This window comes from Tamilnaduibacter salinus (genome assembly GCF_003096655.1).
Classification (GTDB): Bacteria; Pseudomonadota; Gammaproteobacteria; order Pseudomonadales; family Oleiphilaceae; genus Tamilnaduibacter; species Tamilnaduibacter salinus.
In genome coordinates this window covers 1-25,432 of the sequence record NZ_QEKQ01000013.1, presented here as the reverse complement: position 1 = coordinate 25,432, position 25,432 = coordinate 1, and the positions used below count along the sequence as shown (strand labels likewise).

General features: G+C 61.7%; 22 protein-coding genes. 10 read left to right on the top strand and 12 right to left on the bottom strand.

From position 1 onward, the window contains the following. Nucleotides 1-140 precede the first annotated feature (140 nt). The 4 genes from C8D92_RS15355 (at nucleotide 141) to C8D92_RS15340 (ending at nucleotide 5,735) form a co-directional block, all read left to right on the top strand. A complete protein-coding gene (locus C8D92_RS15355; protein WP_116919925.1) occupies nucleotides 141-1,622 on the top strand; it encodes a leucyl aminopeptidase in 1,482 nt (493 codons plus the stop codon). Beyond that, a complete protein-coding gene (locus C8D92_RS15350) occupies nucleotides 1,612-2,064 on the top strand; it encodes a DNA polymerase III subunit chi (RefSeq protein ID WP_116919924.1) in 453 nt (150 codons plus the stop codon). The genes C8D92_RS15355 and C8D92_RS15350 overlap by 11 nt, the downstream gene beginning before the upstream one ends. Before the next feature lie 66 nt (nucleotides 2,065-2,130). Beyond that, the gene (locus tag C8D92_RS15345) at nucleotides 2,131-4,980 is read left to right on the top strand and encodes a valine--tRNA ligase (protein WP_116919923.1); all 2,850 of its coding nucleotides are present in this window, start codon (nucleotides 2,131-2,133) and stop codon (nucleotides 4,978-4,980) included. Nucleotides 4,981-5,186: 206 nt separating this feature from the next. Continuing rightward, a complete protein-coding gene (locus C8D92_RS15340; RefSeq protein WP_095611856.1) occupies nucleotides 5,187-5,735 on the top strand; it encodes a cob(I)yrinic acid a,c-diamide adenosyltransferase in 549 nt (182 codons plus the stop codon). Between the two features lie 26 nt (nucleotides 5,736-5,761). Here the strand turns inward: C8D92_RS15340 and C8D92_RS15335 are convergent, their stop codons facing one another. From C8D92_RS15335 to C8D92_RS15320, 4 genes are all read right to left on the bottom strand, one after another. Beyond that, nucleotides 5,762-7,792: a methyl-accepting chemotaxis protein gene (locus C8D92_RS15335; RefSeq protein ID WP_116919922.1), complete on the bottom strand. Its 2,031-nt coding sequence runs from the start codon at nucleotides 7,790-7,792 to the stop codon at nucleotides 5,762-5,764. A gap of 237 nt (nucleotides 7,793-8,029) precedes the next feature. Beyond that, a complete protein-coding gene (locus C8D92_RS15330) occupies nucleotides 8,030-8,917 on the bottom strand; it encodes a CobD/CbiB family protein (RefSeq protein WP_095611854.1) in 888 nt (295 codons plus the stop codon). Then, a complete protein-coding gene (gene ampD / locus C8D92_RS15325) occupies nucleotides 8,914-9,564 on the bottom strand; it encodes a 1,6-anhydro-N-acetylmuramyl-L-alanine amidase AmpD (RefSeq protein WP_228151271.1) in 651 nt (216 codons plus the stop codon). Before ampD ends, C8D92_RS15330 begins: the two co-directional genes overlap by 4 nt. 68 nt (nucleotides 9,565-9,632) lie before the next feature. Continuing rightward, nucleotides 9,633-11,924, bottom strand: a complete 2,292-nt coding sequence (locus C8D92_RS15320; RefSeq protein WP_116919921.1) for a DUF1631 domain-containing protein — start codon at nucleotides 11,922-11,924, stop codon at nucleotides 9,633-9,635. A 256-nt stretch (nucleotides 11,925-12,180) separates the two neighbouring features. Here C8D92_RS15320 and nadC point away from each other — a divergent pair, with 256 nt between their 5' ends. From nadC to C8D92_RS15305, 3 genes are all read left to right on the top strand, one after another. Next, the gene (nadC, locus tag C8D92_RS15315) at nucleotides 12,181-13,038 is read left to right on the top strand and encodes a carboxylating nicotinate-nucleotide diphosphorylase (protein ID WP_116919920.1); all 858 of its coding nucleotides are present in this window, start codon (nucleotides 12,181-12,183) and stop codon (nucleotides 13,036-13,038) included. Between the two features lie 193 nt (nucleotides 13,039-13,231). Next, the gene (locus C8D92_RS15310) at nucleotides 13,232-15,424 is read left to right on the top strand and encodes a putative bifunctional diguanylate cyclase/phosphodiesterase (protein ID WP_133243140.1); all 2,193 of its coding nucleotides are present in this window, start codon (nucleotides 13,232-13,234) and stop codon (nucleotides 15,422-15,424) included. A 49-nt stretch (nucleotides 15,425-15,473) separates the two neighbouring features. Then, complete coding sequence (locus C8D92_RS15305) at nucleotides 15,474-16,037, top strand: uracil-DNA glycosylase family protein (protein WP_095611850.1); 564 nt, start codon at nucleotides 15,474-15,476, stop codon at nucleotides 16,035-16,037. Here C8D92_RS15305 and C8D92_RS15300 read toward each other — a convergent pair. From C8D92_RS15300 to C8D92_RS15280, 5 genes are read right to left on the bottom strand one after another with little or no spacing between them, the layout of a single operon-like run. Continuing rightward, a complete protein-coding gene (locus tag C8D92_RS15300; protein WP_116919918.1) occupies nucleotides 16,026-16,367 on the bottom strand; it encodes a YqcC family protein in 342 nt (113 codons plus the stop codon). The genes C8D92_RS15305 and C8D92_RS15300 overlap by 12 nt on opposite strands. Nucleotides 16,368-16,371: 4 nt before the next feature. Next, nucleotides 16,372-17,163: a ParA family protein gene (locus tag C8D92_RS15295; RefSeq protein WP_116919917.1), complete on the bottom strand. Its 792-nt coding sequence runs from the start codon at nucleotides 17,161-17,163 to the stop codon at nucleotides 16,372-16,374. 20 nt (nucleotides 17,164-17,183) lie between these two features. Further along, entirely contained in the window at nucleotides 17,184-17,936 is a 753-nt protein-coding gene (gene hda, locus C8D92_RS15290) for a DnaA regulatory inactivator Hda (RefSeq protein WP_095611847.1), read from the bottom strand. Further along, nucleotides 17,918-18,472 carry a CDP-alcohol phosphatidyltransferase family protein gene (locus tag C8D92_RS15285; protein ID WP_095611846.1) on the bottom strand — a complete coding sequence of 185 codons (555 nt, stop codon included), beginning with the start codon at nucleotides 18,470-18,472 and terminating at the stop codon, nucleotides 17,918-17,920. Before C8D92_RS15285 ends, hda begins: the two co-directional genes overlap by 19 nt. Before the next feature lie 9 nt (nucleotides 18,473-18,481). Then, nucleotides 18,482-19,762: a DUF2066 domain-containing protein gene (locus C8D92_RS15280; RefSeq protein WP_165819295.1), complete on the bottom strand. Its 1,281-nt coding sequence runs from the start codon at nucleotides 19,760-19,762 to the stop codon at nucleotides 18,482-18,484. A 253-nt stretch (nucleotides 19,763-20,015) separates the two neighbouring features. On the opposite strand from C8D92_RS15280, the gene purM reads away from it, so the two are divergent. The 3 genes from purM (at nucleotide 20,016) to C8D92_RS15265 (ending at nucleotide 22,587) form a co-directional block, all read left to right on the top strand. Next, the gene (gene purM / locus C8D92_RS15275) at nucleotides 20,016-21,071 is read left to right on the top strand and encodes a phosphoribosylformylglycinamidine cyclo-ligase (RefSeq protein WP_116919915.1); all 1,056 of its coding nucleotides are present in this window, start codon (nucleotides 20,016-20,018) and stop codon (nucleotides 21,069-21,071) included. After that, complete coding sequence (purN, locus tag C8D92_RS15270) at nucleotides 21,068-21,751, top strand: phosphoribosylglycinamide formyltransferase (RefSeq protein ID WP_095611843.1); 684 nt, start codon at nucleotides 21,068-21,070, stop codon at nucleotides 21,749-21,751. Before purM ends, purN begins: the two co-directional genes overlap by 4 nt. A gap of 128 nt (nucleotides 21,752-21,879) precedes the next feature. Continuing rightward, nucleotides 21,880-22,587 (top strand): DUF3108 domain-containing protein, encoded by a 708-nt coding sequence (locus tag C8D92_RS15265; protein WP_165819294.1) that lies wholly within the window; start codon nucleotides 21,880-21,882, stop codon nucleotides 22,585-22,587. Here the strand turns inward: C8D92_RS15265 and C8D92_RS15260 are convergent. The 3 genes from C8D92_RS15260 to dcd are packed head-to-tail and all read right to left on the bottom strand — an operon-like array spanning nucleotide 22,565 to nucleotide 25,011. Further along, nucleotides 22,565-23,827: a valine--pyruvate transaminase gene (locus C8D92_RS15260; RefSeq protein WP_116919913.1), complete on the bottom strand. Its 1,263-nt coding sequence runs from the start codon at nucleotides 23,825-23,827 to the stop codon at nucleotides 22,565-22,567. The two genes, C8D92_RS15265 and C8D92_RS15260, sit on opposite strands and share 23 nt — an antisense overlap. After that, nucleotides 23,824-24,429, bottom strand: coding sequence for a YjaG family protein (locus tag C8D92_RS15255; RefSeq protein WP_116919912.1), 606 nt, complete (start codon nucleotides 24,427-24,429; stop codon nucleotides 23,824-23,826). The genes C8D92_RS15260 and C8D92_RS15255 overlap by 4 nt, the downstream gene beginning before the upstream one ends. Nucleotides 24,430-24,444: 15 nt before the next feature. After that, nucleotides 24,445-25,011: a dCTP deaminase gene (dcd, locus tag C8D92_RS15250; RefSeq protein WP_095611839.1), complete on the bottom strand. Its 567-nt coding sequence runs from the start codon at nucleotides 25,009-25,011 to the stop codon at nucleotides 24,445-24,447. Between the last annotated feature and the right edge of the window lie 421 nt (nucleotides 25,012-25,432).

Sequence of the window (25,432 nt, the reverse complement as noted above, 5' to 3'; positions counted from 1 at the left end):
AACGGCTCCTGAGTGAGACGCGAGGTGTTCGGCGGGTATTCTAGTGAACCCGGCGCTGGAATGACAGGTGGTCACACCCTTGTGCAACGCCCGGACGCTTCACGTAAACTGCTGCAATAAACCCAGAAAGCGGAGCTGCTATGACCGACTACACCGTGACCAGCAAAGCACTGACGAGCACCAAATCCGATTGCCTGATCGTCAGCCTGCCGGAAAAAGGGGACCTGCCCGCCTCAACAGCCGCCGCTGATGACGCCCTCGACGGGCAGATCAGCGAACTGCGCCAATCCGGCGATCTGACCGGCAAGTCCGGCACCATGCTCCTGATGCCGCTGAAGGATCAGCCCTGGAAACGCCTGCTGGTGGTCGGCAGCGGCGACAAACAGCCGGTGCCGCTGAACGCTTACCGCACCATGGTCCGGTCTGTCATCACGCGCCTGAAGGACACGCCGGTCAAACAGGCCCTCGTCGCACTGGCGGATGTGGAGGTCGCTGACCGGGACGAGGCCTGGCGCCTGAACCTCATTGGCCGGACCGCGGAAGAACAGCTTTACCGGTTCACCGAGTTCAAAAGCAGCAAGGACAAGGCCCCGGCACTGAAAAAAATCACCGTTCAGGCCTCCTCCGCCTCAGCGGGCCATAAGAAGGCACTGGAAACCGGCGTCGCCGTCGGCGGTGGAATGTCCATGACGCGGGATCTGGGCAACACGCCGCCCAACGTCTGCCATCCGAAATGGCTCGCCAGCCAGGCCGAGAAGCTGGGCAAGGCGCACGACAACATCACCGTCCGCACGCTCGATGAAAAGGAGATGAAGAAGCTGGGCATGGACAGCCTGCTGTCTGTGTCCGCCGGCAGCACCCAGCCTGCGCGCCTGATCATCATGGAGTACAAGGGCGCGGGCGAGAAACAGAAGCCGCACGTTCTGGTCGGCAAGGGTATTACCTTTGATTCGGGCGGCATCAGCCTCAAGCCCGGCGCCGCCATGGACGAGATGAAGTACGACATGGGCGGTGCCGCGAGTGTCTTCGGCGCCATGAAGGCCATCGGTAGCCTGCAACCGAAGATGAATGTTGTGGGCATTGTCGCTGCGGCGGAAAACATGCCGGATGGCAATGCCACGCGCCCGGGCGACATCGTGAAGACCATGTCCGGCCAGACCGTGGAGATCCTCAACACGGACGCGGAAGGCCGCCTGGTGCTGTGCGATGCCCTGACCTATGCCGAGCGCTACAAGCCGGAAACCGTCGTCAACATGGCCACCCTGACGGGCGCCTGTATCATCGCACTCGGCGCCGAAGCCACCGGCCTGTTCAGCAACGACGACGCTCTTGCCGACGAGCTGCTCAACGCCGGCGAAACCGCCGGGGATCGCGCCTGGCGACTGCCCATCTGGGACGAGTACCAGAGCCTGCTAGACAGCAACTTCGCGGACATGCAGAACATCGGCGGCAAGGGCGCCGGGTCCATCACCGCCGCCTGCTTCCTGTCCCGGTTCACCAAGAACTACCGCTGGGCACACCTGGACATCGCCGGCACCGCCTGGCTGTCCGGCAAGGAGAAAGGCTCCACGGGGCGGCCGGTACCGCTGCTGATGGAATACCTCCTGTCCCATGCCAAGTGAGACCGGCGGGCGACACTGGTTCCACCTGATTCCCTCGCCTTCGGATCAGGCACGGCTGCAATACGCGGCACGCCTGACCGAAAAAGCCTGGCGCGAGGGGGATCGGGTGTGCCTGTTTTGCGGCTCCGACGATCAGGCACAACAGGCCGATGATGTGCTCTGGTCGTTCCGGCCGGACAGTTTCCTGCCCCATGCCCTGGAGGCGGACGCCGGACCCGGCGAGCGGGTCGTCATCAGCTGTCACCAGCCTGCGGCCAGCGAGTGGGACACGGTGATCGTCCTCGGCGACCAGTTGCCCGCTGATGCCGACCGGTTCAAGCGCCTGGCACTGATCGCCAACGACGACCCGCAGACCCTGTCCCGCGCGCGCTCCCATTTCCGTCAGCTTCGGGAGATGGGCATCGAACCCCAGGTCCATGACCGGCGTCGCGGAACCGGATAACAAAACGCCCCGCCCCGCATGTATAATTCGAGCTTTCACGTTGAATCAGGCACTAGCAGAGTTTCCATGGAAAAGACCTACCAGCCCGAGAAGATTGAGCGTCAGTGGTACGAAGAATGGGAAAACCGGGGCTACTTCCGCCCCAGCGGCGAAGGCGATTCCTATTGCCTGATGATTCCGCCGCCCAACGTGACCGGCAGCCTGCACATGGGGCACGCCTTCCAGCACACCATCATGGACACGCTCACGCGCTTTCGCCGCATGCAGGGCCGCAACGCGCTCTGGCAGGTGGGATCGGACCATGCGGGCATCGCCACGCAGATGGTCGTTGAGCGCAAGGTCGCCCAGGAAGAGGACAAAACCCGCCACGACCTGGGACGTGAGGCGTTCATTCAGCGCATCTGGGACTGGAAACACGAGTCCGGCAACACCATCACCCGTCAGATGCGTCGCCTGGGCAATTCCGTCGACTGGGACCACGAACGCTTCACGATGGATGACGGCTTCTATCGCGCCGTCCAGGAGGTGTTCGTCCGCCTGCACGACGAGGGCCTGATCTACCGCGGCAAGCGCCTGGTCAACTGGGACCCGAAACTGCACACCGCCATTTCCGATCTGGAAGTGGAGAACAAGGAAGAGAAAGGCCAGTTCTGGCACTACCGGTATCCGCTCGCTCACGGCGAAACCACGCAGGATGGCAAAGACTATCTGGTCGTCGCCACCACCCGTCCTGAAACCATGCTCGGTGATACCGCCGTCGCGGTGAATCCGGAGGACGAGCGCTATCAGCACCTGGTCGGCAAAACCGTCAACCTGCCTCTGGTGAACCGGGAGATTCCGATCGTCGCGGATGAGCACGCGGACCCGGAGAAAGGCAGCGGCTGCGTAAAAATTACGCCGGCCCACGACTTCAATGACTATGCCGTCGGCAAGCGCCAGAAGCTGACGCTGCTGAACGTCATGACGCCCGACGCGACCATTCGCGCCGAAGCGGAAGTGTTCGACAGCGAGGGCAACCCGAGCGATGCGCTCGACGGCACTATGCCCGAAGCCTACGCCGGGCTCTCCCGTGACGACGCGCGCGAGCGCATTGTCTCGGACCTGGACGAGCTGGGCCTGTTGCACGAGGTGGAAGACCACGTGCTCAGCATCCCGCGCGGCGACCGTTCGGGACTGGTCATTGAACCGATGCTGACGGACCAGTGGTTCGTCGACGCCAAAACGCTGGCGAAGCCGGCCATCGAGGCCGTGGAAGACGGCCGCATCGAGTTCGTGCCTAAGCAGTACGAGAACATGTACTTCTCCTGGATGCGGGAGATCCAGGATTGGTGCATTTCCCGCCAGCTCTGGTGGGGGCACCGGATTCCGGCCTGGTACGACGATAACGGCCGCGTCTATGTGGGCCGCAACGAGGACGAGATCCGCGAGAAATACGGACTCGACAGCGGCGTGAACCTGACCCAGGACGAAGACGTACTGGACACCTGGTTCAGCTCCGCACTCTGGACCTTCGCCACACTCGGCTGGCCAGAGAACACCGAGCGGCTGGCGACGTTCCATCCGACGGACGTGCTCGTTACCGGTTTTGACATCATCTTCTTCTGGGTTGCCCGGATGATCATGATGACGATGCACCTGATCAAGGACGAAAATGGCGAGCCGCATGTGCCGTTCAAGACCGTCTACGTGACCGGCCTGATCCGTGACGAGCAGGGCCAGAAGATGTCCAAGTCCAAGGGCAATGTGCTGGACCCGCTGGACATGATCGACGGCATTTCACTGGACGACCTGCTGGAAAAGCGCACCGGCAACATGATGCAGCCACAGTTGGCGCGCAAGATCGAAAAGCGCACACGCAACGAGTTCCCGGAAGGCATCAGTGCCCACGGCACCGATGCGCTGCGTTTCACCCTCTCCGCCCTTGCCTCCACCGGCCGGGACATCAATTGGGACATGAAGCGCCTGGAAGGCTACCGCAACTTCTGCAACAAGCTCTGGAATGCGGCCCGCTACGTACTGATGAACACCGAGGGCGAGGACTGCGGCGCACAGGGAGGCGAGGTGACGCTGTCGCTGGCCGACCGCTGGATCATCAGCGCCCTCCAGCGTTGCGAGCAGAACGTGACCCGCCACCTGGACCAGTTCCGCTTCGACCTGGCCGCCAACACCATCTACGAGTTCCTCTGGAACGAGTATTGCGACTGGTACCTGGAGCTGTCTAAGCCGGTGCTGACCGACGACAACGCCACCGACGCGTCACGCCGGGGTACGCGCCAGACACTGGTGCGGGTGCTGGAGGCGGTTCTGAGGCTGGCGCACCCGATCATCCCGTTCATTACCGAGGAGATCTGGCAGCGCGTGGCGCCGCTGGCCGGCACCCAGGGCGACACCATCATGACGCAGCCCTACCCGGAAGCGGACGAGGCGCGCATAGACGACGCCTCCGAGCGGGATCTGGAATGGCTCAAGGGAGTCATCCTGGCCATCCGGAACATCCGTGGCGAAATGAACATCGCACCCGCCCGGCATATCCCGGTGTACCTGCGCGGCACGGAGAGCGATCACCAGCGCATGACCGACAATCACCCATTCCTGAGTTCGCTGGCGCGACTGGAGTCACTGGAGTGGCTGGGTGACGAGGAAGCGCCGCTCTCCGCCACGCAAGTGGTCGGAGACCTGGAAGTGCTCGTACCAATGGCTGGGCTGATCGACAAAGAGGCCGAACTGGGCCGTCTCGACAAAGAGCTGGAACGGATCGGCAAAGAGATCAGTCGCCTGGAAGCCAAGCTTGGCAACGAAAACTTCACCGCCAAGGCACCGGCCGAGGTGGTGGACAAGGAGCGGAGCAAGCTGACGGATGCGGAAAGCACCCGCCAGCGCCTTCAGGAACAACGCGACACGATTGAGTCGATCTAGGAGTCTGCGCGATAGAGAGTCGCACCGCTGCGACCGCCCCACGGTGGTCCCTTTTGAGCGTTCATTGTCGTGACATAGAAAGACTATGCGCCTCAAATGACCGTCAAAATGAAGCGCCGTGGGACGATCTCGCCCGGCACAATGGCTACCGCGCAGACTTCTAACAACTCAATCAACTCACTTGAGAACCAGACGGACGACACGATATGGGCTACAGGCTGTCAAAGATCTACACCCGCACGGGCGATGATGGCTCCACCGGGCTCGCGGACGGCAGCCGAGTGGCGAAGAGTTCGGAGCGGGTCGATGTGATCGGCACGGTGGACGAGCTGAACTGCCAGCTCGGCCTCCTGATCATCACTCTAAAAGATGACGACCCACTCGTCGGGCGACTCAACCGTATCCAGCATCACCTCTTCGACCTGGGTGGCGAGTTTGCCATCCCGGGCAGCACAGTGATTCAGGAAGACCACATTCAGTGGCTGGAAGAAACGCTGGATGACTGGAACGAGGACCTGCCGCCACTGAAGAACTTCATCCTGCCGGGCGGTTCAACGCCCGCGGCCCATGCGCATCTGGCTCGTGCCATCTGTCGCCGGGCGGAACGCACGGTGGTGAGCCTGAGCCATCAGGACGCCATCAACCCGGAAAGCCGCAACTACCTCAACCGGCTGTCGGACCTGCTGTTCGTCGCGGCACGGCTGCTGGCCCGCCGGGATGGCGGGCAGGAAGTATTGTGGGAGCCGACGTCGTAGAACAATGCCCGCAAACGTGGCCGCCCTCACACCTTGAAGGCGTCCACCACCTTGCGAAGATCCGCAGTCAGATCGGACATGCGCCGGGACGATTCCAGCGTCTCGTTGGCGTTGTCGGAGGTGCTCTGCCCCAGTTCGGTGATCTGATCCACGTTGCTGTTGATGTCCTGAGCAACCGAGGACTGCTCCTCGGAGGCCTGGGCGATCTGATGGCTCATGTCCACGATGGTGGAGATGCCACCCAGAATCTTTTCGAGCGCCTGGGTCACCTCGGACGACTTATCGACCGTTGAGTTGGTCACTTCGTGGCTGTTGTTCATGGCCGTGACCGCCTGCCCCACGCCGGTCTGCAAGCGACCGATCATTTCCTCGATGTCTTCGGTCGACTTATGGGTCCGCTGCGCCAGCGAGCGCACCTCGTCCGCTACGACAGCGAAGCCACGACCCTGCTCACCCGCACGCGCCGCTTCGATTGCCGCATTCAGCGCCAGCAGATTGGTCTGCTCGGCGATGGCCTTGATTTCCACCAGTACCTGACTGATGTTTTCGCTGTCGTCACTAACCCGGTTGATGACATCCACCGCACCACGGATCTCCTCCGCCAGTCGGTTGATCGTGGCCACCGACTCGTTGACCACCTCACGTCCCTGTTCCGCGTCGTGCTCAGCACGGTTGGCCGTATCCGATGCCTGCTGGGCACTCTTGGCCACTTCCTGAACGGCATCAACCATCTGGTGCATGGCTTCGGCAATCTGACCGGTCTCGGTCATCTGTCGGGAAACCGCATCGCTGTTGGACGTGGCCACGGTGTTGACACGCGCCGCCTGCTCATCCACATCTCCGGTCGTCCCGGACACCGAACGAATCAGTTTCGCAATCCGGGCGGTCATGTTGTTGAATTCGTCGGTCAGCGTGCCCAGCTCGTCCCGGTTATCGAGCTTAATCCGTACGGTCATGTCACCGTCCGCCACATGGCGGGCGGCGTCGGTAAAGCGGCTGATCGCCGTTTTCACGGACATGAAGAAGCCCAGATAGAGGAACACGATCACCAGCAGTAATCCGCCCAAAGCCAGCAGAATAGTGAGCCGCTGGTCTGTCTCAGCGTCCAGGCGTGCGGCCAGGTTGGCGTCGACAATGCCGTAGATGGCGTCCATCAACTCATAATGCTCGCCGATCGCCTCACTCACGAACCGATCAAATGCCTGAGGCGCCATTTCCAGGCGGTAGGGCGTGATGATCTTCTGATCCAGCTCATCGCGGACAGTCAACGGTGTGTCCGTGACGGCGGAAGCCACCTCACCGGCCGTTGACTGGAATGTCGGCGAGGCACTCTTGACGACCTGGATCTGGGATTTCAGTTCGTTGTCCAGCGTTGTCAGGCGGTCATAGAGATCATTGGCGAGCCCCGCCAGCACGGAGCTCAGGCGCCCCTGAATCAGCCCATGCATACCGAACGTGCGCACCGTCCCCTGGAGCAGAATCGAATCCTGCAAAGCACCGACCGTCATCTCGAGCAGCAGCTGATTCTCAACAGACGGATCGCGGGAGAGTGCCGATACTTTGATCGTGGCATTCTGTAACGCCCGGACGTTCTGGACGAAGCTGTCGTAATACTGGAACTGGGGATCGACATTACTCTGAAGAATGTCCTCGGAGCGAAGCGTTTCCCAGGCAGCGGCCACTGACTCCAGCTGTTCTCGCCAAGTCCCTTTCTGATCCAGACGAACATCGGATTCAGTCAGGCTGTCCAGGTGCGCCTCGACCGCGTTCGCCGCCTTGTCGCTCTTGGAGAGAAAAGCTGAGTCGTTATTGCTTTTACCGAGCGTCCGATAGTCCCTGTAACGCACGGCGGCCGCCATCAACTCGTTCACTTCCTCCAACTGATCCATCGCGCGCTGTTCCGCGACAATGGTATCGATGGAGGCGTTCAGCTGGCTCACCAATAGGTAGGACAGGCCCGCGAGCGGGACCAGGAACAGCACACTGATCAGTCCAAACTTCTGAAGCATGGACAGCCGATTCATCAACGCCACGGCCGGAGACAGAATGTACTTCACGGATCCCCCTTTCTCGCAAGCAGGCAACCGGACGACCAACGACCGTCCACCGCTTCCTACTGTTCTTTTTTATTGATTATCACCGAGCACCAAATCAGGGCAATGACCTTACCCTAACCCGGTGTTCGGGAAAACAGCCACGCATCCAGCGGGAGGCTCAACAGCGCTCTCCACACTGTTTGTCGCCCTCTGGAAACAGATCTTTACTCTGATCTGTGATGTTTTGTAATGAAGAGGTCATAAGATCCCCAAGATGGCCAATATTGCAAACGCGCTGATCCAAACAAGCAAGCTACGGTTCAATAGGTCGCGAACTGCCTGCAGGCTACGGGCCCCATAATCGGGCCATCCATCCGGGTGAACCCGCTGATAACCGTCCGGGTCCAACGAGTAGCTCGAAAGCGCGCCATTGGCGCTGTCGAAGAGCAGATCCTCCACCTGCCCACCAAACCGGAACAGGTTCTGTCGCCGGTCGGACATCCAGCCCGCCAGATCCCCCGCAATGCCGAAACTCAATGCCAGTACCCGCGCCGGAATCCAGGCCAGCAGCGTCACCGGGCGCTCAAACACGGCACGACCGCCCGGGTGTGGCCAGTGATCACGCAGAGCCAGCGCGAGTCGCGACAGAATCAGCCCGGGCAGGCCCAGAACCGCAAACCAGAACAGGAGCATAAAATAGTGTTCGAACGTCTGCACCAGATACTGACGGCACAACGCCAGATGCATGACGCGCGGCTCCAGGGCGTCACCGCGGACACTGGCTGGCAGCAGCGCCTGAACCTCGCGCCAGGCCTGCGCAGCATCCCCCCGACGCCAGGCCTGGCCATAGCCGGTCAACGCCTGTTTCCAGCCAGGGCGCCCCAGCAGCAGCGCGATCATCAGCGCATCGAAGAACCATTGCAGGAATGATAGATGCCAATAACGAAAAGCGAAACCAATCAAAACGGCGAGCAGGACCGCTCCCAGCAGAATCGCCACACCCGGCCAGGCACGATGCTCGCGCCCCGCACGACTGGGCGGCATACGGGAGAACCACAAGCGGAACACGGCATCACTGCCAACGCGTCCGGACGCATCCAGCCCCCGGCGAATAAGATAGCCCAGCAGGATGGCAAAGAACGTCATTCCCTGCCCTCCGGCGCAGACATGTCATTGAGACAACGCCGGAACCAGGACCAGTTGAACGACGGCCCCGGGTCCGTTTTGCGGCCAGGCGCAATGTCGCTGTGCCCGGTCACACGCTGGAACTCCATGAACGGGTAGTGATTCACCAGGCAGGCGGTCACCGCCGCAAGCTGCCGGTATTGAGCCTCCGTGTATGGATGCTCGTCCGTCCCCTCCAGCTCAATACCGATCCCGAAATCATTGCACTCCTCCCGCCCGCGATACCACGAACGACCGGCGTGCCAGGCCCGGTCCTGGAAACCAACGAACTGCACCGGCTCACCATCCCGGCGGATAAGCATGTGCGCGGACACCGTGAGATCCAGAATGGTATCGAGAAACGGATCTTCTCCCCGTGTCAGGCGATTGCAGAAGAAGCGCTCAATGGTGTCGCCACCGAATCGTCCCGGCGGGAGGCTGATGTTATGCACGACCAGTAGCGAAATATCATCGGGATCGGGACGAGCGTTATAGTTCGGCGAGGGACAGTGCCGGACCGGGTGAAGCCAGCCCCGATCATCAATGTGAAGCCGGGAGCGGGCAACAGGGCACTCAACCTGGGGGGAATCGGGCGTCATCATGCCCCGATTGAAGCATAATCCAGCCATACGGGCCACTGGACAGGCGCGCCTGACAGCGCTAATGGGCGCCTCAGGCTGATTCAGGCGTCATCATCTCAGTCGCGCCGGTTCTGACGCAGATTGCCAATGACCGACTCAAGCGCACGGTCAAATATCAGCCCATCGTCGAGCATGCTGATGTCGCCATTGGCCAGCGACTCCGCCACGCCATCAATGCCGGATTCGGATACCTTCGCCCCGTTACGGTTCACGAAGATATACTTGCCGGTAGCCCGGATGATGGCGGCCAGCTTGCAACGCAAGCGCTGCCCCTCGTGCTCAAGCTCCACCCAGGAGCCGACACGCAGCGAGCGGGCCTGGTCGTACCAATGGGCATCAATGGCAGGGGCCTCCGGCTCCGGTGCATCGTCGGCGGCCGCATCCGGCGCTACCGTGGTGCCCTTGGGCGCGGAAGCATCCTCGCTTTCCCGCGATGCCTCCGGAACCGTCGCTTCAGAAGATACCTGCTGCGCCTCCAACGTCGGCGGCGCGACTTCAGTCAGGTCCCCGACCGGATCAGGCTCAACGTCGTCAACCGGCCCCTCTACCTCCAGGCGTTGCAGGGTGTCGACATGAGCCAACTCAAGATCCCGAATCAGGGCATCGCACTCGAACGGATCCCAGGAAATACCGTGGAGACTGTTTCGCAGCTGATCGACAATACCCGGAATCTCACGCAATAACTGGTCTCTTGTGCCGCTCTCCACCGGGCGGGGGTCCACACTCCAGGCCACACGGTTGGCCAGCGCCACACTCTCATCCCAGGCCTCGCTGTCCTCACCATCACGCAGGGCGACAAACTCCAGCACCTTGATCAAAGGACCGTCCAGCAGGCGGATCAGGACATCGGGCAACCGGTATTGCTCCCGTACCGATTGGAGGGCGTCCTCAGCCTGCTGACGCGCACGCTCCTGACGCGCACGGCCTTCCTCGGCATCCCGCAAACGCTGCTCCACCAACTCCCGACGCCGGCGGTCCAGGTCCATGAAGTGAGTGAACTCTTCCAACAGCTCGGAAAAAAGCTCGACATTATCGGTGAACTCGTTGACCAGGCGCTCCACCACGGACTCAATCTTTTCGCGCAGTGGATCACGCTGGCCTTCCGCGCGAGGGTTCCAGCCAATCCCGGCCATCGCAAGTTCGTTCAGCAACCGCCGGGCCGGGTGGCCGCCCCGGTTAAAGAAGCTCCGGTCCACAAGTGCCACTTTGAGTACAGGAATCTGCAGACGTCCGATCAACGCCTTAATGGCGTCCGGTAGTTGCCGGTCTTCAAGAATGAAATCGAACAGCATAGTCACCAGATTGATGACATCGGCATCGACTTGCTGGACCTCGTCGAGGCCACTGCTCTGCCCCGGAAGCGCCTGGGCTACCTGCTGGGCCAGCGGACGCTTGTTGTCAGCCGACTCCCCGGTCTGGAGCGCGGCGAGGTACCGCATGAGGTCTTCGGTGCCGAGCGTCATACCGGCGCCACCGGCAGCCCCCGGCCCCGACGCCTCGCCCTGATGCAGCAGGGACGTCAGCTCGGAAAAGCTGTAATCGCTACCGGACGACACCGGCGCACCACCGCCTTCCCCGGAGGAGGGGCCCTCCGATGCCGCCGGCCCCCGGCGCGGCGGCGGGGCTCCCCGAGTGGCGGACTGGCGCGGCTGGCCGGTCGGCGCTTCCTTCATCTCAGGCAGGATATTTTCTCGCACCAGCAGGTCGTTGGCGTCCCGGTACAACTGGTCCAGACCCGTCACGAGAAGGCGATCGAACAGTTTGAGAACAACCAGGCGGGCCCGGATGTCGATATCAAGATCCTCACAGGCGCCAGCCAGCCCCGAACAGATCACTTCCGGGCTCAACGGCATCTGCCGTTCTGCCAGCCGATATTCGGGGCAGACATGCTCGAAACGGGTCAGCAGTAGCCGGATGGCCTGCCGATGACGGTTGCGCAGCTTGTTGATGAGGTTATCGATCGCAACCTGCTGCTCCACTTCATCGTGGCCCACCAGGCTGAGGCTGTCCTGATCCACTTCACTGATTTCGTCCGAGGCCGGACGGGGATCGAAGCGCCCGAGTTCGTTAAACGCGCGGCCCATGTACTGGAGAATGGACAGACTCATGGACTTGCGCCGCAATCGCAGTTCCCGCATGGCGTCGAAGTACGCGGTCTGGTCATGATTCGTCCCGGCCTTGTCGGCCATATTGAAAAGGACGTCGTCTGCCCGGTCGAACAGATCGGACAGCACATCACGCATGCTCCGGCCCGACGCGTCCCGCAGGCGCACGAGCACGGACGGCAGACTATGACGGTCGGCACCGCCCTGTTTGCCAATACTGACGACTCGATTGTCTTGAGCCATTGCGCACCCCCGCTGGCGTCGGCCGATTCGCCGAACGCTTACCTACCAAGACTGGCTGCGAAGTCATTCCTGATTTCACATGAGTTTACATCCACGTTCCATCATAGGCGCGTTCAGCGTCATCTTGTGTCAGGGATTGTCACCTTTTGTGATTAACGGAATCACGTCACACTTTCCCAGCCCAAAGCCGGCGCTTGGCCGGTTCCAGCAGGGCCGGTACACTTCCACCTCTTTGTTGACCCAAGGGCCTCCGACCATGCTCAAACCTGTCGATCCTGACCTGCTCAGGCAATCCCGGATGCAGTCTGTCACTGCCAGCCTGAAGGAAGATCTCGGCGATGGCGACATTACCGCCCGACTGATTCCTGAGGATCGGGAGGCTCGGGGCCGGGTCATCACCCGCGAGACCGCCGTTCTCGCAGGACGCGACTGGGTCGACGAGGTGTTCCGGCAGGTGGATCCGGCCGTCACCATCGAATGGCTGGCGGCGGACGGCGACACGGTGTCGGCGGACCAGGTGCTCTTCCGCTGCTGTGGCTCCGCACGCAGCATCCTGACGGCCGAGCGCTGCGCGCTCAACTGGCTGCAGACTCTCTCCGGCGTCGCCACCCGCTGTCAGCAATGGAGCGAACGCATTGCCCACACCGACGCTCGCCTGCTCGATACCCGCAAGACCATCCCCGGACTGCGACTGGCGCAGAAATACGCGGTCACCTGTGGTGGTGGGCTGAACCATCGGCTGGGCCTTTACGACGCCTTTCTGATCAAGGAAAACCACATCCTGGCCTGCGGCTCCATCACCGCCGCTATTGAGCGCGCTCACGAGATCGCGCCCGGCCGACCGGTGGAAGTGGAAACGGAGACCCCCGGTGAGTTCCGGGAAGCCCTCCAGGCCGGCGCCGACATCATCATGCTGGATGAATTCAGTCTGGACGACATGCGCATGGCGGTTGCCGAGAATCGCCGGCATCCGGGGCGGGTTGTTCTGGAGGCATCGGGTGGAATTAATCCCGACACGCTGGTTCCGATTGCAGAAACCGGTGTGGATTACCTGTCACTCGGCGCGCTGACCAAGGACCTCCAGGCCATTGACCTGTCTCTGCGCCTGGAGTGATCACCGCCCGCACCCTGTTACACACTGATACAATTCTTCTCATTCTCTAAACCATGAACTGTGTGTAACCTGCTTAAAGGATGATCAAACTGGGTGACATGTTTTTCATCCGGACAGTCTGGCACGCTCTACGGAGAACGTGACCCTTTGGTCACATGGATGTTGATGGCACTCTCATCAGGGGAAGGATACCTTGAAGGACGTTCTGAATCGTCACCTCACTTTAAGGACCGGTTCGCTGCACTTATTGGCGTTCACGGTGCTCGTGCTGCCTGTGGCACTGATGACCGGGCCGGATGTGTTCCAGTGGCTCATCCTGACCCTGCCCCTGATGATCTGGATCGCCACGCGCTTTCCGCTCTCCTCCAGCCTGATTGCGGTGACGCTCATCGCCGCCCTGTCGGTGTCCGTTCTGCATTACACGGTCTCGCCGGAGAACTGGCTGCCGCTTGATGCCGCCCAGTCACTGCTGCTTATCTTTGCGGCTACGGCCGGCTACATCCGGTTTCTGCTGGCCGAACGTGAATCCGCCGAGGAACAGCTTGAGACGACGGTTGCGGAACGGACGCGGGCCCTGCTTGAAAGCAACCGCAACCTCCTCGACGAGGTGCGCTCCCGGGAAGAAGCCGAGGCCTCACTCCTGCGATCGTCGCAGTATTTCCGAACACTGTTCGAGACCACCAGCAACCCGATTATTGTCATCGACGAGCACAACGGCATCCGGCAATGGAACAGCGCCGCCGAGACCCTGTTCGGGTACAGCCGCGAGGACGCCCTGGATCTGGATCTGATCAACGCCTTTATCCCGGATGACCAGCAGGATGAAATGGCCTGGAAACTCACCAAAATGCGGCACAGCAGTCTCGACCGGGATCAGATGGAAACCCGCATCCAGGGGTTCGACGGCAGCGCCCATACGCTGTTGTGGAATCTTAACCGGCTGCCGGAGCGGGAAACCGACCGCTCGGTGCGGCTGATGCTCATTGGCCAGGACATTTCGGACATCCGCGAGACCCAGAACCAGCTGCATTACCTGGCCCATTACGATGTGCTCACCGACACCGCAAACCGCCGGCTGTTCGAGGATCGCTGCCGGCAGGCCATCACCACCGCCCTTCGCCACGGCCACTACTGTGCCCTGATTTCGCTCGACGTGGACCATTTCAAGCGCATCAATGACACCCTCGGGCACGACGCCGGCGATGAATTGCTGCAGGAGCTCTCAAGACGGCTGCGGGACAGCGTCCGCCGGGAAGATACCATTGCCCGGCTCGGTGGCGATGAGTTCGCAGTGCTGCTCAACCACGTCAACGGCGCAGAGGGTTGCGAAAAGGTCGCGCGATCCATTCTGGAGGCCATCACCGAACCGGTGCGGGTCCCCGGCGGCGAGCTGGTGATCACCTCCAGCATCGGCATCACCATCGCGCCCGAGGACGGCCGTTCCTATGAGGAACTGCTGCGGAACGCCGACATGGCCATGTACCGCGCCAAGAAGGCCGGACGCAACAACATCCAGTTCTTCAGCGAAGACATGAACGATGAGATGCAGCGTCAGCTCATCATGGAGCGGGAACTGGGCGCTGCCATCCGGAACAGCGAGCTGGATCTGTATTATCAGCCGGTTCTGGATCTCAAGACCGGCGCCATCAACGGGGTCGAAGCCCTGCTGCGCTGGCGTCACCCACGACGCGGGCTGCTGACGCCGGCCGACTTTCTGGACGTGGCGGAGCAGACCGGTCAGCTCCAGCAGCTGGGAGAATGGATCTGCCAGAATGCCTGTCTGCAGTCCCGCGCCATCCAGGCCATGAGCGGCACGCCCGTCTGGGTCAGTATCAATCTGTCATCTCGGCAGTACAATCACCCCCAGCTGACTGAGCGGTTACGGGCGGCAATTCGCGAAACGCGACTTGATCCGGGCCTGCTGGCCGTCGAGATCGATGAACGCCTGCTCAGCGACCGTCTGGAAGAGACCGCGCACACCCTGCATGAACTGCGATCCATCGGCATCGGACTGACGCTTGACCGGTTTGGCAGCGGACTGTCCTCACTCCGCCTGCTACGGGAGTTGCCTTTCGATCAGGTCAAGATCGATCATGAGCTGCTGAAAATGGCACCGGAAGATGACAACACCGCCGCCATTGTCCGGACCCTGATCAACCTGGCACGGCAGCTCTCACTGAAAGTGTCCGCAACGGGGGTGGAACGACCGGAGGAAGATGTGTTCGTGCGGGCCGCCGGCAGCCACATGGTGCAGGGCCACCGGTTCTGCGAACCCCTGCCCAGCAGCGAATTGCCCGCGCTCTTTGAGGCCGTGCGCGACGGTCGGAGGCTGTTGCCGGACGATCAGTTCAACCTGCCGTTGCGAAGCGACAGCAACCAGAGCTGATTAACGCGGTGCCATTTCCCGCGGCCGGCCGGCGCCCTATCATGGATGCATGAAACGGCTGCTGAACGAGATCCACCAGTGCCGTCTGTGCGAGAACCATCTGGAGCCACGCCCGGTCATCCAAGCGTCACCAACGGCGCGGCTTCTGATTATCGGGCAGGCGCCGGGTCGGCGTGTGCATGAGACCGGACTGCCATTCAACGACCCATCGGGCGACCGGTTAAGGGAGTGGATGGGCGTCGACCGCGACACGTTTTACGACGCCTCGCGAATCGCCATCATGCCCATGGGGCTTTGCTACCCCGGCAAAGGGCGCAGCGGTGATCGACCACCGCGGCCCGAATGCGCCCCACTATGGCATCCGCCTGTTCTGGAAGAACTCCGCCAGGTCAGCTGCATCCTGCTGATCGGCCAGTACGCCCAGAAGGCTTACCTCTCTGACTGGCCCGGATCCGTGACCGGTGCCGTCGAGAACTGGCGGGCGCACTGGCCGACCCGTATTCCGCTGGTCCACCCTTCGCCCCGGAACCGGCTGTGGCTTCGTCGCCACCCCTGGTTCGAGTCGGAGGTGGTCCCGGCTCTCCGGGCCCATGTGCAGTCGTTACTGATTTGAGAGCAACTGGTCGAGCCGGGCCAATTCGTCGATGACCTCCTGCCCCGTCACCGGCTCTGGCCGGAAGAACTCCTCGGCCATGGGCGCCATGCCCGACACCGCCGGTAGCGGTCGCTCCTGCTCCACGATCTGACGCATCTTCGGCAGGAACACAAACTGGAGCCACTGCGGAAACGTCAACGTATCCACACAGAACGGCTGACGACTCTGCAGCGCCTCCGGCTCCGGCCACTCGACTTCCCAGTAGTCGATCCGCCGGAGCGCCACCTCAATGGTTTCCAGCCCCTCGGCAATACGATCCGGGGTTGCATTGTTCGCGCTCAAGCACACCTCCTCAGAGCGGTTCGGTTTCCACGGTTTCGCCGTTCAGCAGCCGGTGAAGATCCCGGTACTGGCGCGTGAGGTTATGTTTGGGTGCCAGGTGAATCAGCGGCTGCCCGGCCTGATGGGATTCCTTCATCTTGACCGAGCTGGACAGGCGCACGTCCAGCACCGGCAGGCCCTCGTCCGTCAGTTCCTGAATCAGCTTGCGGGGCAGAGACGCCCGCGCCTGGAACTGGTTCGCGATGATGCCTTCCACCACGAGGTCGGGATTATGGTCTTCCTGCAGGTCCTGGATCTCCCCGAGAATGTTATACAGCGCCTGACGCGAAAAATCGTCGCAATCAAACGGGATCAGGCAGCGCTGAGCGGCGATCAGTGCCGAACGGGTGTAGAAGTCGAGCGCCGGTGCGGTATCGATGTATATGGCGTCAAAATGATCGCTGAGCTTTTTGAGGGCCTCACGAAGCTTGTAGATCTTGTGCTTGGCCTCCAGCTTGCGCTCCAGATAATCCAGCTCCGGGCTGGAGGGCATCACAAACAAATTGGCATGGGTCGTGGCATGGACAAACTCGTCAGGACGCCGGTTGAACATTGAGAAGGACACGGTCTGCTCCAGCAGATCGGCGACCGTGTCTTTCAGCGAAGTGATGTCACGGCCCAGCAGATACTGTGTGGAATTGCCCTGCGGATCCAGATCCACCACCAGGGTCTTCTTCCCCTCCGCCGCTGCAATTGCGGCCAGGTTGCAGGCGATACTGGACTTGCCCACACCCCCTTTCTGATTGAACACAACGCGTCTCATAGCACTTTCCCCGTCTCTTGTTATGTGGAATCGGTATCTGTGGTGCCGGTTGCGGCGGCCGTATTCCAGCCCAGCGTCTGCTTCACGAAGGGAATCGTCAGTCGCCGCTGCTCACGCAGCGACCCTTCGTCCAGCCGTTCGAGAATCGACAGCAGCTCGCCGGTATGGCGCGACGCCCGCCGCAGGATAAAACGACTGACGTCGTCCGGTAACTCCAGCCCGCGCTCGGCGGCCCGGTCTCCCAGAATCCGGAGACGGTCCTCGTCTCTCGGCAACGCCAACTGGAGGATCACACCGTGCCCCAGCCGGGAGGCCAGATCAGACAGCGCCGGAGGATGGGCTGACGGCGGCTCTGTCAGACTGACCACAAGCTGGTGCCCTTCATCGCCCATCCGGTTGAACAGGTGAAACACGGCCTCTTCCCAGTCCGGATCACCGAACACGGCCTCCAGGTTGTCCAGGCAGAGCGTTCGAGTCGCACTGAGACCTTCCAGAACGCCGGCGCCCACCTCAAGCAGCTCTCGCATATCCAGACACAGAGCCGACTCACCACGAGCCTCGCCAGCATGGCAGACCGCCTGGAGCAGATGACTCTTGCCGGTGCCGCTGTCGCCGCACAGAACAATCAGCGGCAGGGTCCGATCCTGCGTCAATGCCTGCAGGCGGGCCGCCGATTCGCCGTTGCGATCACCCAGATAGTTGCCAAACCGGGCATCGTCCCGGAGCCGGACGCCCAGTGTCAGTTGTGCGCCTTTCATCGTACCGCCTTCCATGCCCGAAGTCCCCAGACCACCCCATAGTGGATACCGCTGAACAGCGTCATCGCGGCGACCAGCCAGATCCCCCAGGGCAGAACCCATGAATGCATCGGCAACCCGGCAAGACGCATCACAATCGCGAGAATGACCAGAATCTGGACCAGTGTATTGAGTTTGCCAGGAATACTGGGCGCCATATCAAAACGCCCGACAAGAAAATGAAACGCCACGCCACCGAGGACGATCAGCAGATCCCGACCCAGAACCAGCACAAACAGCCAGACCGGGAGCACCGATGTCAGTGTCAGCATCAGGTAGGCGGTGATGAGCAGGGCCTTGTCCGCCAGCGGATCGGCAATCGCCCCTAACCGGCTGCCCCAGTCGAACTGGCGGGCAAGAAACCCGTCGACCCCATCGGTGATGGCGGCCGCCAGGAATACCACTAATGCGAACCGATAATCGCCATGATACAGGCTCATAGCGAACGGCAGGATCAGTACGATGCGCACCAGTGTCAGTGCGTTGGGTATCCAGTTCCAGGCCCTTGCCATCGTTTGGCGCTACTCTTGACCAGGCCCCGTGTCGTCAGAAGCGGTGCCGACCGGACGCCAGCGATACCGCAGCACGGGGTAGAGGGATTCAAAGGACTCGCCGTCCGCCTCGCCTTCCGCCTCAGTGACCTTCAACGGCTCATACTGCAACATATCCGCCACCTGGTCCCCTTCTCCAGAGGCACTGCTTTCCGGTTGCAGAACACCCGCACCAAGCGACGCCGGGCTCTCCGGTTCCGAACGGGACGACGACGGATCAGACGCCGCTTCGACAACGACGTATCGCTTATCGAGGGCAATGTACTCTTTCAGGACACTCAGCTCACCGGAGAACGTCGCCCGGAATGTGGCTCGATCCGCCGTCACCGAGACCGGCCGGACCTGGTCCACCGGTTCCATATCGGACAGCGACTGACTGACGGCGCCGTAGTCATCAAGCTCGCTGACATTGTCCAGTCGCAGATCAACCTTCTGCCCTTCCGACACATCACCGGCCGCGACCGCGTAGCGCTCGGCCAGCGATTCGGCCCAAAGACCGATCATGCGGGACGCCAGTTGCTCGGGCGTGTCGGCGCTGACCGTGTCTCGCCCGAACTCGCCGCCGTTCTCCAGGCGCCAGCTCGCCTCCCAGCCGGAACCGGCCCGGGAGATGTTGACGATACCCAGCAGGTTATGAGGCACATCGGCAACCCGCTCCCGTAACTTAGACAGAAACTGGCCCCGGATATCCGACAGCAGGGCGTCATCGTGATGCCACTGGGCCGAGGGCAGTCGCAGCGGCAAACCCCGCCCGGTAGCCGCTGAAATCATCGCATCACGCCAGGCGGTCGACGGACTGTCGCCGCCGACACGGCTGACCAGCCGGCGGTCCCGACCAGAATCGACGGCGATCCAGGCAAATGTCAGCGGCCGATTGGCGCCCCAAACGGCGACCCCCTGATCCGCCAATGCCCGGTTCACCCCCACGGCGCCAAACTTCAGCACCAATCGCTGCTGGCCTTCCTCATCGGTTTCATACTGATAGGACTGGACCAGATCCGGCGCCCGATCCCCAATCATGGCATTCACTCCCTCGGACGCCAGTGCCGACCGACGGCCAGCCACCCTCAGGAGCACCTGCCGAAGACCGGTCCTGTACGCTTCCTGCCGGGCCTCGCGGGTTCCGTCCGCCACCGGCACCCGGACTTCGTAGAGACCCTCGACGGTCACCGACCACGCCTGGGGCACACCCGTCAGGAACAGGAGAACAATCAGACCCAGAAATCTGCGCGGAAAAAATCGACCCACCACTGCGAGGCCATTCCGACGGTCGTTTGAGCCGCATAGTGGTTCTATGTCACGACGATGAGTGCGGACGATGGGCCTCAGAAGCGGCATTCCGAACATTGATCACCCTGATCTGGTTGGACTGGGGCTGGATCACCCGGTTAATTGGCTCCCAAGGATACACGATGGCTCGTGGTGTGAGTAGCAGCTCACCGTGACCCCATGGGCCGGGCTCTGCTAGAATCGCCGCTTTCCATCTCAGCAGGATTCAGCCGCCATGAGTGACGCGAACAAGGGCCTCACCTACCGCGACGCCGGCGTGGACATCGATGCCGGCAATGCCCTCGTCGACCGGATCAAGGACACCGCCCGGAAAACCACACGACCGGAAGTCATGGGCGGCCTCGGCGGGTTCGGTGCGCTGGTGTCCATGCCCACCGGTTATCGCGAGCCTGTGCTGGTGTCTGGCACCGACGGCGTCGGTACCAAGCTGCGCCTCGCCATTGAGCAGAACCAGCACGACACCATCGGTATCGACCTGGTCGCCATGTGCGTCAACGACCTTGTGGTCGGCGGCGCCGAGCCGCTGTTCTTTCTGGACTACTACGCCACTGGTCAACTCGATGTCGATGTGGCGTCCGACGTGGTTGTGGGAATCGGACGCGGCTGCGAACAGGCCGGTTGCGCGCTTGTCGGCGGTGAAACGGCCGAAATGCCGGGGATGTACGCTGCCGGAGACTACGATCTGGCAGGCTTCTGCGTCGGCGTGGCGGAACGCTCCGCCATCATCGATGGCACCCGGGCCGAAGCCGGCGACGTGCTGCTGGCGCTGGGGTCGTCCGGCCCCCACTCGAACGGCTATTCGCTGGTTCGCAAGATCATTGAGGTCTCCGGCGCGGACCTGAACCAGCCCATGGGCGACACCACCCTGATCCAGGCACTGATGGCGCCGACGCGCATCTACGTGAAATCGTTGCTGAACCTGATCGGTGATGTGGACGTTCGCGCCCTGTCCCACATCACCGGCGGCGGCCTGCCGGAGAATCTGCCACGGGTCCTGCCGGATGACGTCACGGCCGTTATCGACACGGACAGCTGGACGCTCCCACCGGTATTCCAGTGGCTCCAGCAGGCCGGCCAGGTCGCCGAACGGGAGATGTACCGGACGTTCAACTGTGGTGTCGGCATGGTGGTCTGTGTGCCGTCGGATCAGGCACAGAAGGCACTGGACCATCTGACACATCAGGGCGAAAACGCCTGGACGATTGGCCATCTGGCCCCCCGTAGTGACCACGACGAGGCACTGGTGTACCAACCGGGAGCGACGGCATGAGTGGAGAGGCGACCACCGACCCACTCGAAGCCCGCATCGTTGTTCTCATCTCCGGCAGCGGCACGAATCTGCAGGCACTGATCGATGAGGCCGCTTCCACCGCCTGGCCCGGCCGGATTGTGGCCGTGGGCGCCAACCGCCCGGATGCCGAAGGGCTGTTTCGTGCGCGTCAGGCCGGCATCGAGGATTTCGTCCTCGACCACCGGGACTATCAGGACCGCAAGAGCTACGATGCCGATCTGTTGCAGAAGCTCAATCGTTACAATCCGGATCTGGTGATCCTGGCGGGCTTCATGCGCATCCTGACTCCGGATTTTGTCCAGTTCTTCCGGGGGCGGCTGATCAACGTCCATCCGTCGCTGTTGCCGGCCTACCAGGGACTGAAAACACACCAACGGGCGCTTGAGAACGGCGACGCGATACACGGCACGTCGGTTCACTTCGTCACTGAAGAGCTCGACGGCGGGCCCGTAATCGCTCAGGCCCGTGTCCCCGTTTTGCCCAATGACACACCGGACACATTGGGCGCCCGCGTCAAAGCGCGGGAGCACGTGCTGCTGCCGATCATTGCCCGCTGGTTCTGCGAAGGCCGCGTTCAGCTCAGCGGCCGGGACGAGGTCCTGTTTGACGGTCAGGTACCGGAGCAGGTGCTGACACTGCCGGCCGACAGCTACCAGTAGAACCCACGTCCATGACAGGACTGTCATGGACAGACCCTCGTGGCTGATTTAGCGTTAGGGACATGCATCCAATCACCATATCCTGCTCACGGCTTCCCGGCGTCGCCAGCCTTCTCGCGGCGATGTTTATGTCGGGCCCTGTTGCGGCCTCCGACAAAGACGCCCACGTCGAGATGCTGCCGATGACGGCCCACTACACGGCCAACATCGACAAGGGTCTGTCCATTGACGGTAACGCCACAGCCTCCCTGACCCGCCAGTCCGCCAATCGCTGGCAATACCGGTTCGATGTGGATTCCTTTATCGCCGATATCCGCGAATCGGCCCGTTTCCGGTGGAGCGGTCAGACGGTCAGCCCGGACACCTACCGGTATTCTCTGGAAGGCTGGATGATCAGTGACCGGCATCGGTCATTGACATTCAACTGGGCCGATGACCGCGTCACCGGCCGCTATGAGGGCACCCCAGTGGACCTGTCGCTTCCGGAAAACGCCCTGGGCCCAATGACCTACCAGATACAGCTCAAGCAGGACCTGAAAAAGGGACTCCAAGAGATGAGCTATCAGGTCGTCGCCGAGGGGCGCATGGACGACGACCAGTTTGCGGTTCGCGGGGAAGAAGTCCTGGATTCCAGGCTCGGCGAGCTGAACACGATCAAGGTCGAGAAAGTCCGTGCCCCGGAAAAGAAGCGGGAAACCTATCTCTGGTTCGCGCCTGAATGGGACTACATGCTGGTGCGTCTTGTTCAGGTCGCCAAGGATGGCACCCGCTACGAAGTGCACCTGACCGAGGCCACGGTCAACGGCGAGACCGTTACTGCCCGGCCCACACCCTGAGCACTTCGTCGGCGATCAGGGTCAGGCCCCGCGCGACCTGCTCGTCGTCCTGCGAATAGGTCACACGCAGGCACTCATGCCGGTGTCGCCAGCCATCCTCCGGCAACCCCGGGAAGAAATAATGGCCGGAGACCACCAGAACACCACGCGATTTCAGGCGCTCATAGAGTTCAAGGCTGCTGATCGGCAGATCCGGGAACCACAGCCAGAGAAACATGGCGCCCTCGGGACGATGCACCGCCCACGGGCAGCGATCACCCAACTGGTCATGCAGAACAGCCACCGCCTTTTCCATCTTGCGCTGGTAGAAGGGGCAGACCACATCCCGGCTCAGTGACAGGATTTCCCCACTGCGCACCAGCGGCTCCGCTACCATCGCACCGAAACTGCCGGTGGCGAGATTCATGATCGCGTTGATGGACGACAGCGCCTTGATGACCGGTTTATCGGCAATCACGATCCCCGTCCGGGCGGCCGGCAGCCCCAACTTGGACAGGCTCAGGCAGAGGATGATCTGCTCGTTCCAGGTGGGGCTGGCTTCCGTGAACAGCAGGCTCGGAAATGGCGTTCCGTACGCGCCGTCGACAATCAGCGGCACATCGTTCTCCCGGGCCATCACCTCCAGACGCCGCATTTCCTCGTCGGTGATCACGTTGCCCGTCGGGTTCGTAGGCCGGGAGACGCAGATCGCGCCGGTTTCCGGACCGATATCCAGCGCGTAGAAATCCACCCGATATTTAAACTCATGGTCGCCGGTCCAGGTGATCTCCGGACGAACGGCCCGGAACAGCTCCCGGCCAATCCCGGCGTCGGCATAGCCGATGTATTCCGGGGCCAGCGGCAGGAGGATTTCGCGATGCCCGCCCTCACCGTCATCCCCCGCAAACATATTGAACAGCATGAAAAACGCCGCCTGACTGCCGTTTGTCAGGGCGACGTTTTCGGGCGTCAGCGCCCAGCCATATTCCTGGTTCAACAGCTCGGTCAGCGCGGCAATGAAGCGCTTCTCGCCCTGGGGCGGGTCATAGATGCCGATCAGGCGCTGGAAGGCATCGTAGTCCTGCACCAGATCACCCAGCACTTCCCGCAGCCGCGACTGAATGGCCGGCACATGGCCCGGGTTACCGCCGCCCATCATGATCACGTCGTCACCGGACGCCATGGCGTTACCAAGGTCGTCCATCAGGGACGTGATGCCGGATTCGGCGGTGAACTTGTGACCGAAGGCGGACAGTTTCATGCGTCAGACTCCATCGCCACGCCCAGATTACTGACGCCATCGTTGGCCGCTTCTTCCCGCAGGCTGTCAAGGAATTCGTCGGTCGGCGTGCGTTGGCGCTTAAGGCTCAGCAGGGTTTCGCGCTGGAACATCTTGTCGGCTTTCATCAGTTCGTGGCGATCCAGCAGACGAACCACCTCATTCTCATCCATGCCCTCGCCCTCGGACATTTCGATGAACTGGGCGACGGTACCGGTCGCCAGTGTCGCCGCCTCGACGGCCCGATTCCGGTCCGGATTGACCCAGGTCAGCAGGGCCTGCTCGAGGAGCTGACAGAAATCGAAGGCGGGGTAGACGCCATAGGCGTCATAGCGATCGGTGTTGGGGCTCAGCGTTTCCAGCCGGGCCAGCAGTGTCGGCGCCTTGGACTCACCACTGTGGAGATCAAATAGTTCCCAGGCTTCGTCCAGCAGGGGCCGCATTTTCGACCCGCCCCGGAGCTCAACCGCGTCGGCAAACAGCGCATAATTCGGGAAGGCTCGCTCGGCAAGCGCGAGAATGAACGCGCTTTCGCGCCATCCCCGGAGTTGCTCCAGTGCCTTGAGGTACTGATTGGCGTTCACGACGGCCTCTCCTGATCAGGTGCGCGGCAGCGTCACGCCTCGTTGGCCCTGGTACTTACCGCCCCGATCCTTGTAGCTGGTTTCACAGACCTCGTCCGACTCGAAAAAGAGCATCTGTGCCACCCCTTCGTTGGCGTAGATCTTGGCCGGCAGGTTCGTGGTGTTGGAAAACTCCAAGGTGACCTGCCCTTCCCATTCCGGCTCCAGCGGCGTCACATTGACGATGATACCGCACCGGGCGTAGGTCGACTTGCCAAGACAGACGGTCAGCACATTGCGCGGGATGCGGAAGTACTCGACCGTCTGGGCCAGGGCAAAGGAGTTGGGCGGGATAATGCAGACGTCACTGGTGACGTTGACGAAACTGTCGTCATCGAACCGCTTGGGGTCAACGGTCGCCGAGTGGACGTTGGTGAAAATCTTGAACTCGTTACTGCACCGGACGTCGTAGCCATAGCTGGACGTGCCGTAGGAAATCACACGGCCTTTTTCGGATTCGCGCACCTGGCCGGGCTCGAACGGTTCGATCATGCCGTTCTCGGCCGCCATCCGGCGAATCCACTTATCGGACTTGATGGTCATTTTGCGGTCTCACTTGGCCTGACTCGGCGGTCCACGCGCCATCCCCGACGCGCCTGTAAAGCCCGCTATGGTACCGGGTGGCACCGCTCAAAAAAAGACCGGTGGCAGGCCGGAAAACGCAAAAAAACGGTGTAGCCACGGAAAAACGCGGAAAGCACGGAAACGCCCTTCGGGCGGAAGGTAAGAGGTCTGAAAGTTTCAAGGTCTGAAGGTTTTAAAGTTATGGAAACACCGATCCCGGCCCCTGTCCGCTTTCAGCCCTTCAGACTTTCAGACCTTAAAACCTTAAAACCTTAAAACCTTAAAACCATTATTATTCCGCGTCTTTCCGAGATGGGATGGTCTCCTCCCCACTCCATAGCGGCGTCGCTATGCGCCAAGATAGATGTTGCAAACACTATCGACGAGTTAAGGAGGAGAC

What these genes read in the sequence shown, in the direction of transcription:
- C8D92_RS15355 (WP_116919925.1), top strand. Translation starts at nt 141, where the DNA reads ATGACCGACTACACCGTGACCAGCAAAGCACTGACGAGCACCAAATCC.
- C8D92_RS15350 (WP_116919924.1), top strand. Translation starts at nt 1,612, where the DNA reads ATGCCAAGTGAGACCGGCGGGCGACACTGGTTCCACCTGATTCCCTCG.
- C8D92_RS15345 (WP_116919923.1), top strand. Translation starts at nt 2,131, where the DNA reads ATGGAAAAGACCTACCAGCCCGAGAAGATTGAGCGTCAGTGGTACGAA.
- C8D92_RS15340 (WP_095611856.1), top strand. Translation starts at nt 5,187, where the DNA reads ATGGGCTACAGGCTGTCAAAGATCTACACCCGCACGGGCGATGATGGC.
- C8D92_RS15330 (WP_095611854.1), bottom strand. Translation starts at nt 8,917, where the DNA reads ATGACGTTCTTTGCCATCCTGCTGGGCTATCTTATTCGCCGGGGGCTG.
- ampD (WP_228151271.1), bottom strand. Translation starts at nt 9,564, where the DNA reads ATGGCTGGATTATGCTTCAATCGGGGCATGATGACGCCCGATTCCCCC.
- C8D92_RS15320 (WP_116919921.1), bottom strand. Translation starts at nt 11,924, where the DNA reads ATGGCTCAAGACAATCGAGTCGTCAGTATTGGCAAACAGGGCGGTGCC.
- nadC (WP_116919920.1), top strand. Translation starts at nt 12,181, where the DNA reads ATGCTCAAACCTGTCGATCCTGACCTGCTCAGGCAATCCCGGATGCAG.
- C8D92_RS15305 (WP_095611850.1), top strand. Translation starts at nt 15,474, where the DNA reads ATGAAACGGCTGCTGAACGAGATCCACCAGTGCCGTCTGTGCGAGAAC.
- C8D92_RS15295 (WP_116919917.1), bottom strand. Translation starts at nt 17,163, where the DNA reads ATGAGACGCGTTGTGTTCAATCAGAAAGGGGGTGTGGGCAAGTCCAGT.
- hda (WP_095611847.1), bottom strand. Translation starts at nt 17,936, where the DNA reads ATGGAAGGCGGTACGATGAAAGGCGCACAACTGACACTGGGCGTCCGG.
- C8D92_RS15285 (WP_095611846.1), bottom strand. Translation starts at nt 18,472, where the DNA reads ATGGCAAGGGCCTGGAACTGGATACCCAACGCACTGACACTGGTGCGC.
- purM (WP_116919915.1), top strand. Translation starts at nt 20,016, where the DNA reads ATGAGTGACGCGAACAAGGGCCTCACCTACCGCGACGCCGGCGTGGAC.
- purN (WP_095611843.1), top strand. Translation starts at nt 21,068, where the DNA reads ATGAGTGGAGAGGCGACCACCGACCCACTCGAAGCCCGCATCGTTGTT.
- C8D92_RS15265 (WP_165819294.1), top strand. Translation starts at nt 21,880, where the DNA reads ATGTCGGGCCCTGTTGCGGCCTCCGACAAAGACGCCCACGTCGAGATG.
- C8D92_RS15260 (WP_116919913.1), bottom strand. Translation starts at nt 23,827, where the DNA reads ATGAAACTGTCCGCCTTCGGTCACAAGTTCACCGCCGAATCCGGCATC.
- dcd (WP_095611839.1), bottom strand. Translation starts at nt 25,011, where the DNA reads ATGACCATCAAGTCCGATAAGTGGATTCGCCGGATGGCGGCCGAGAAC.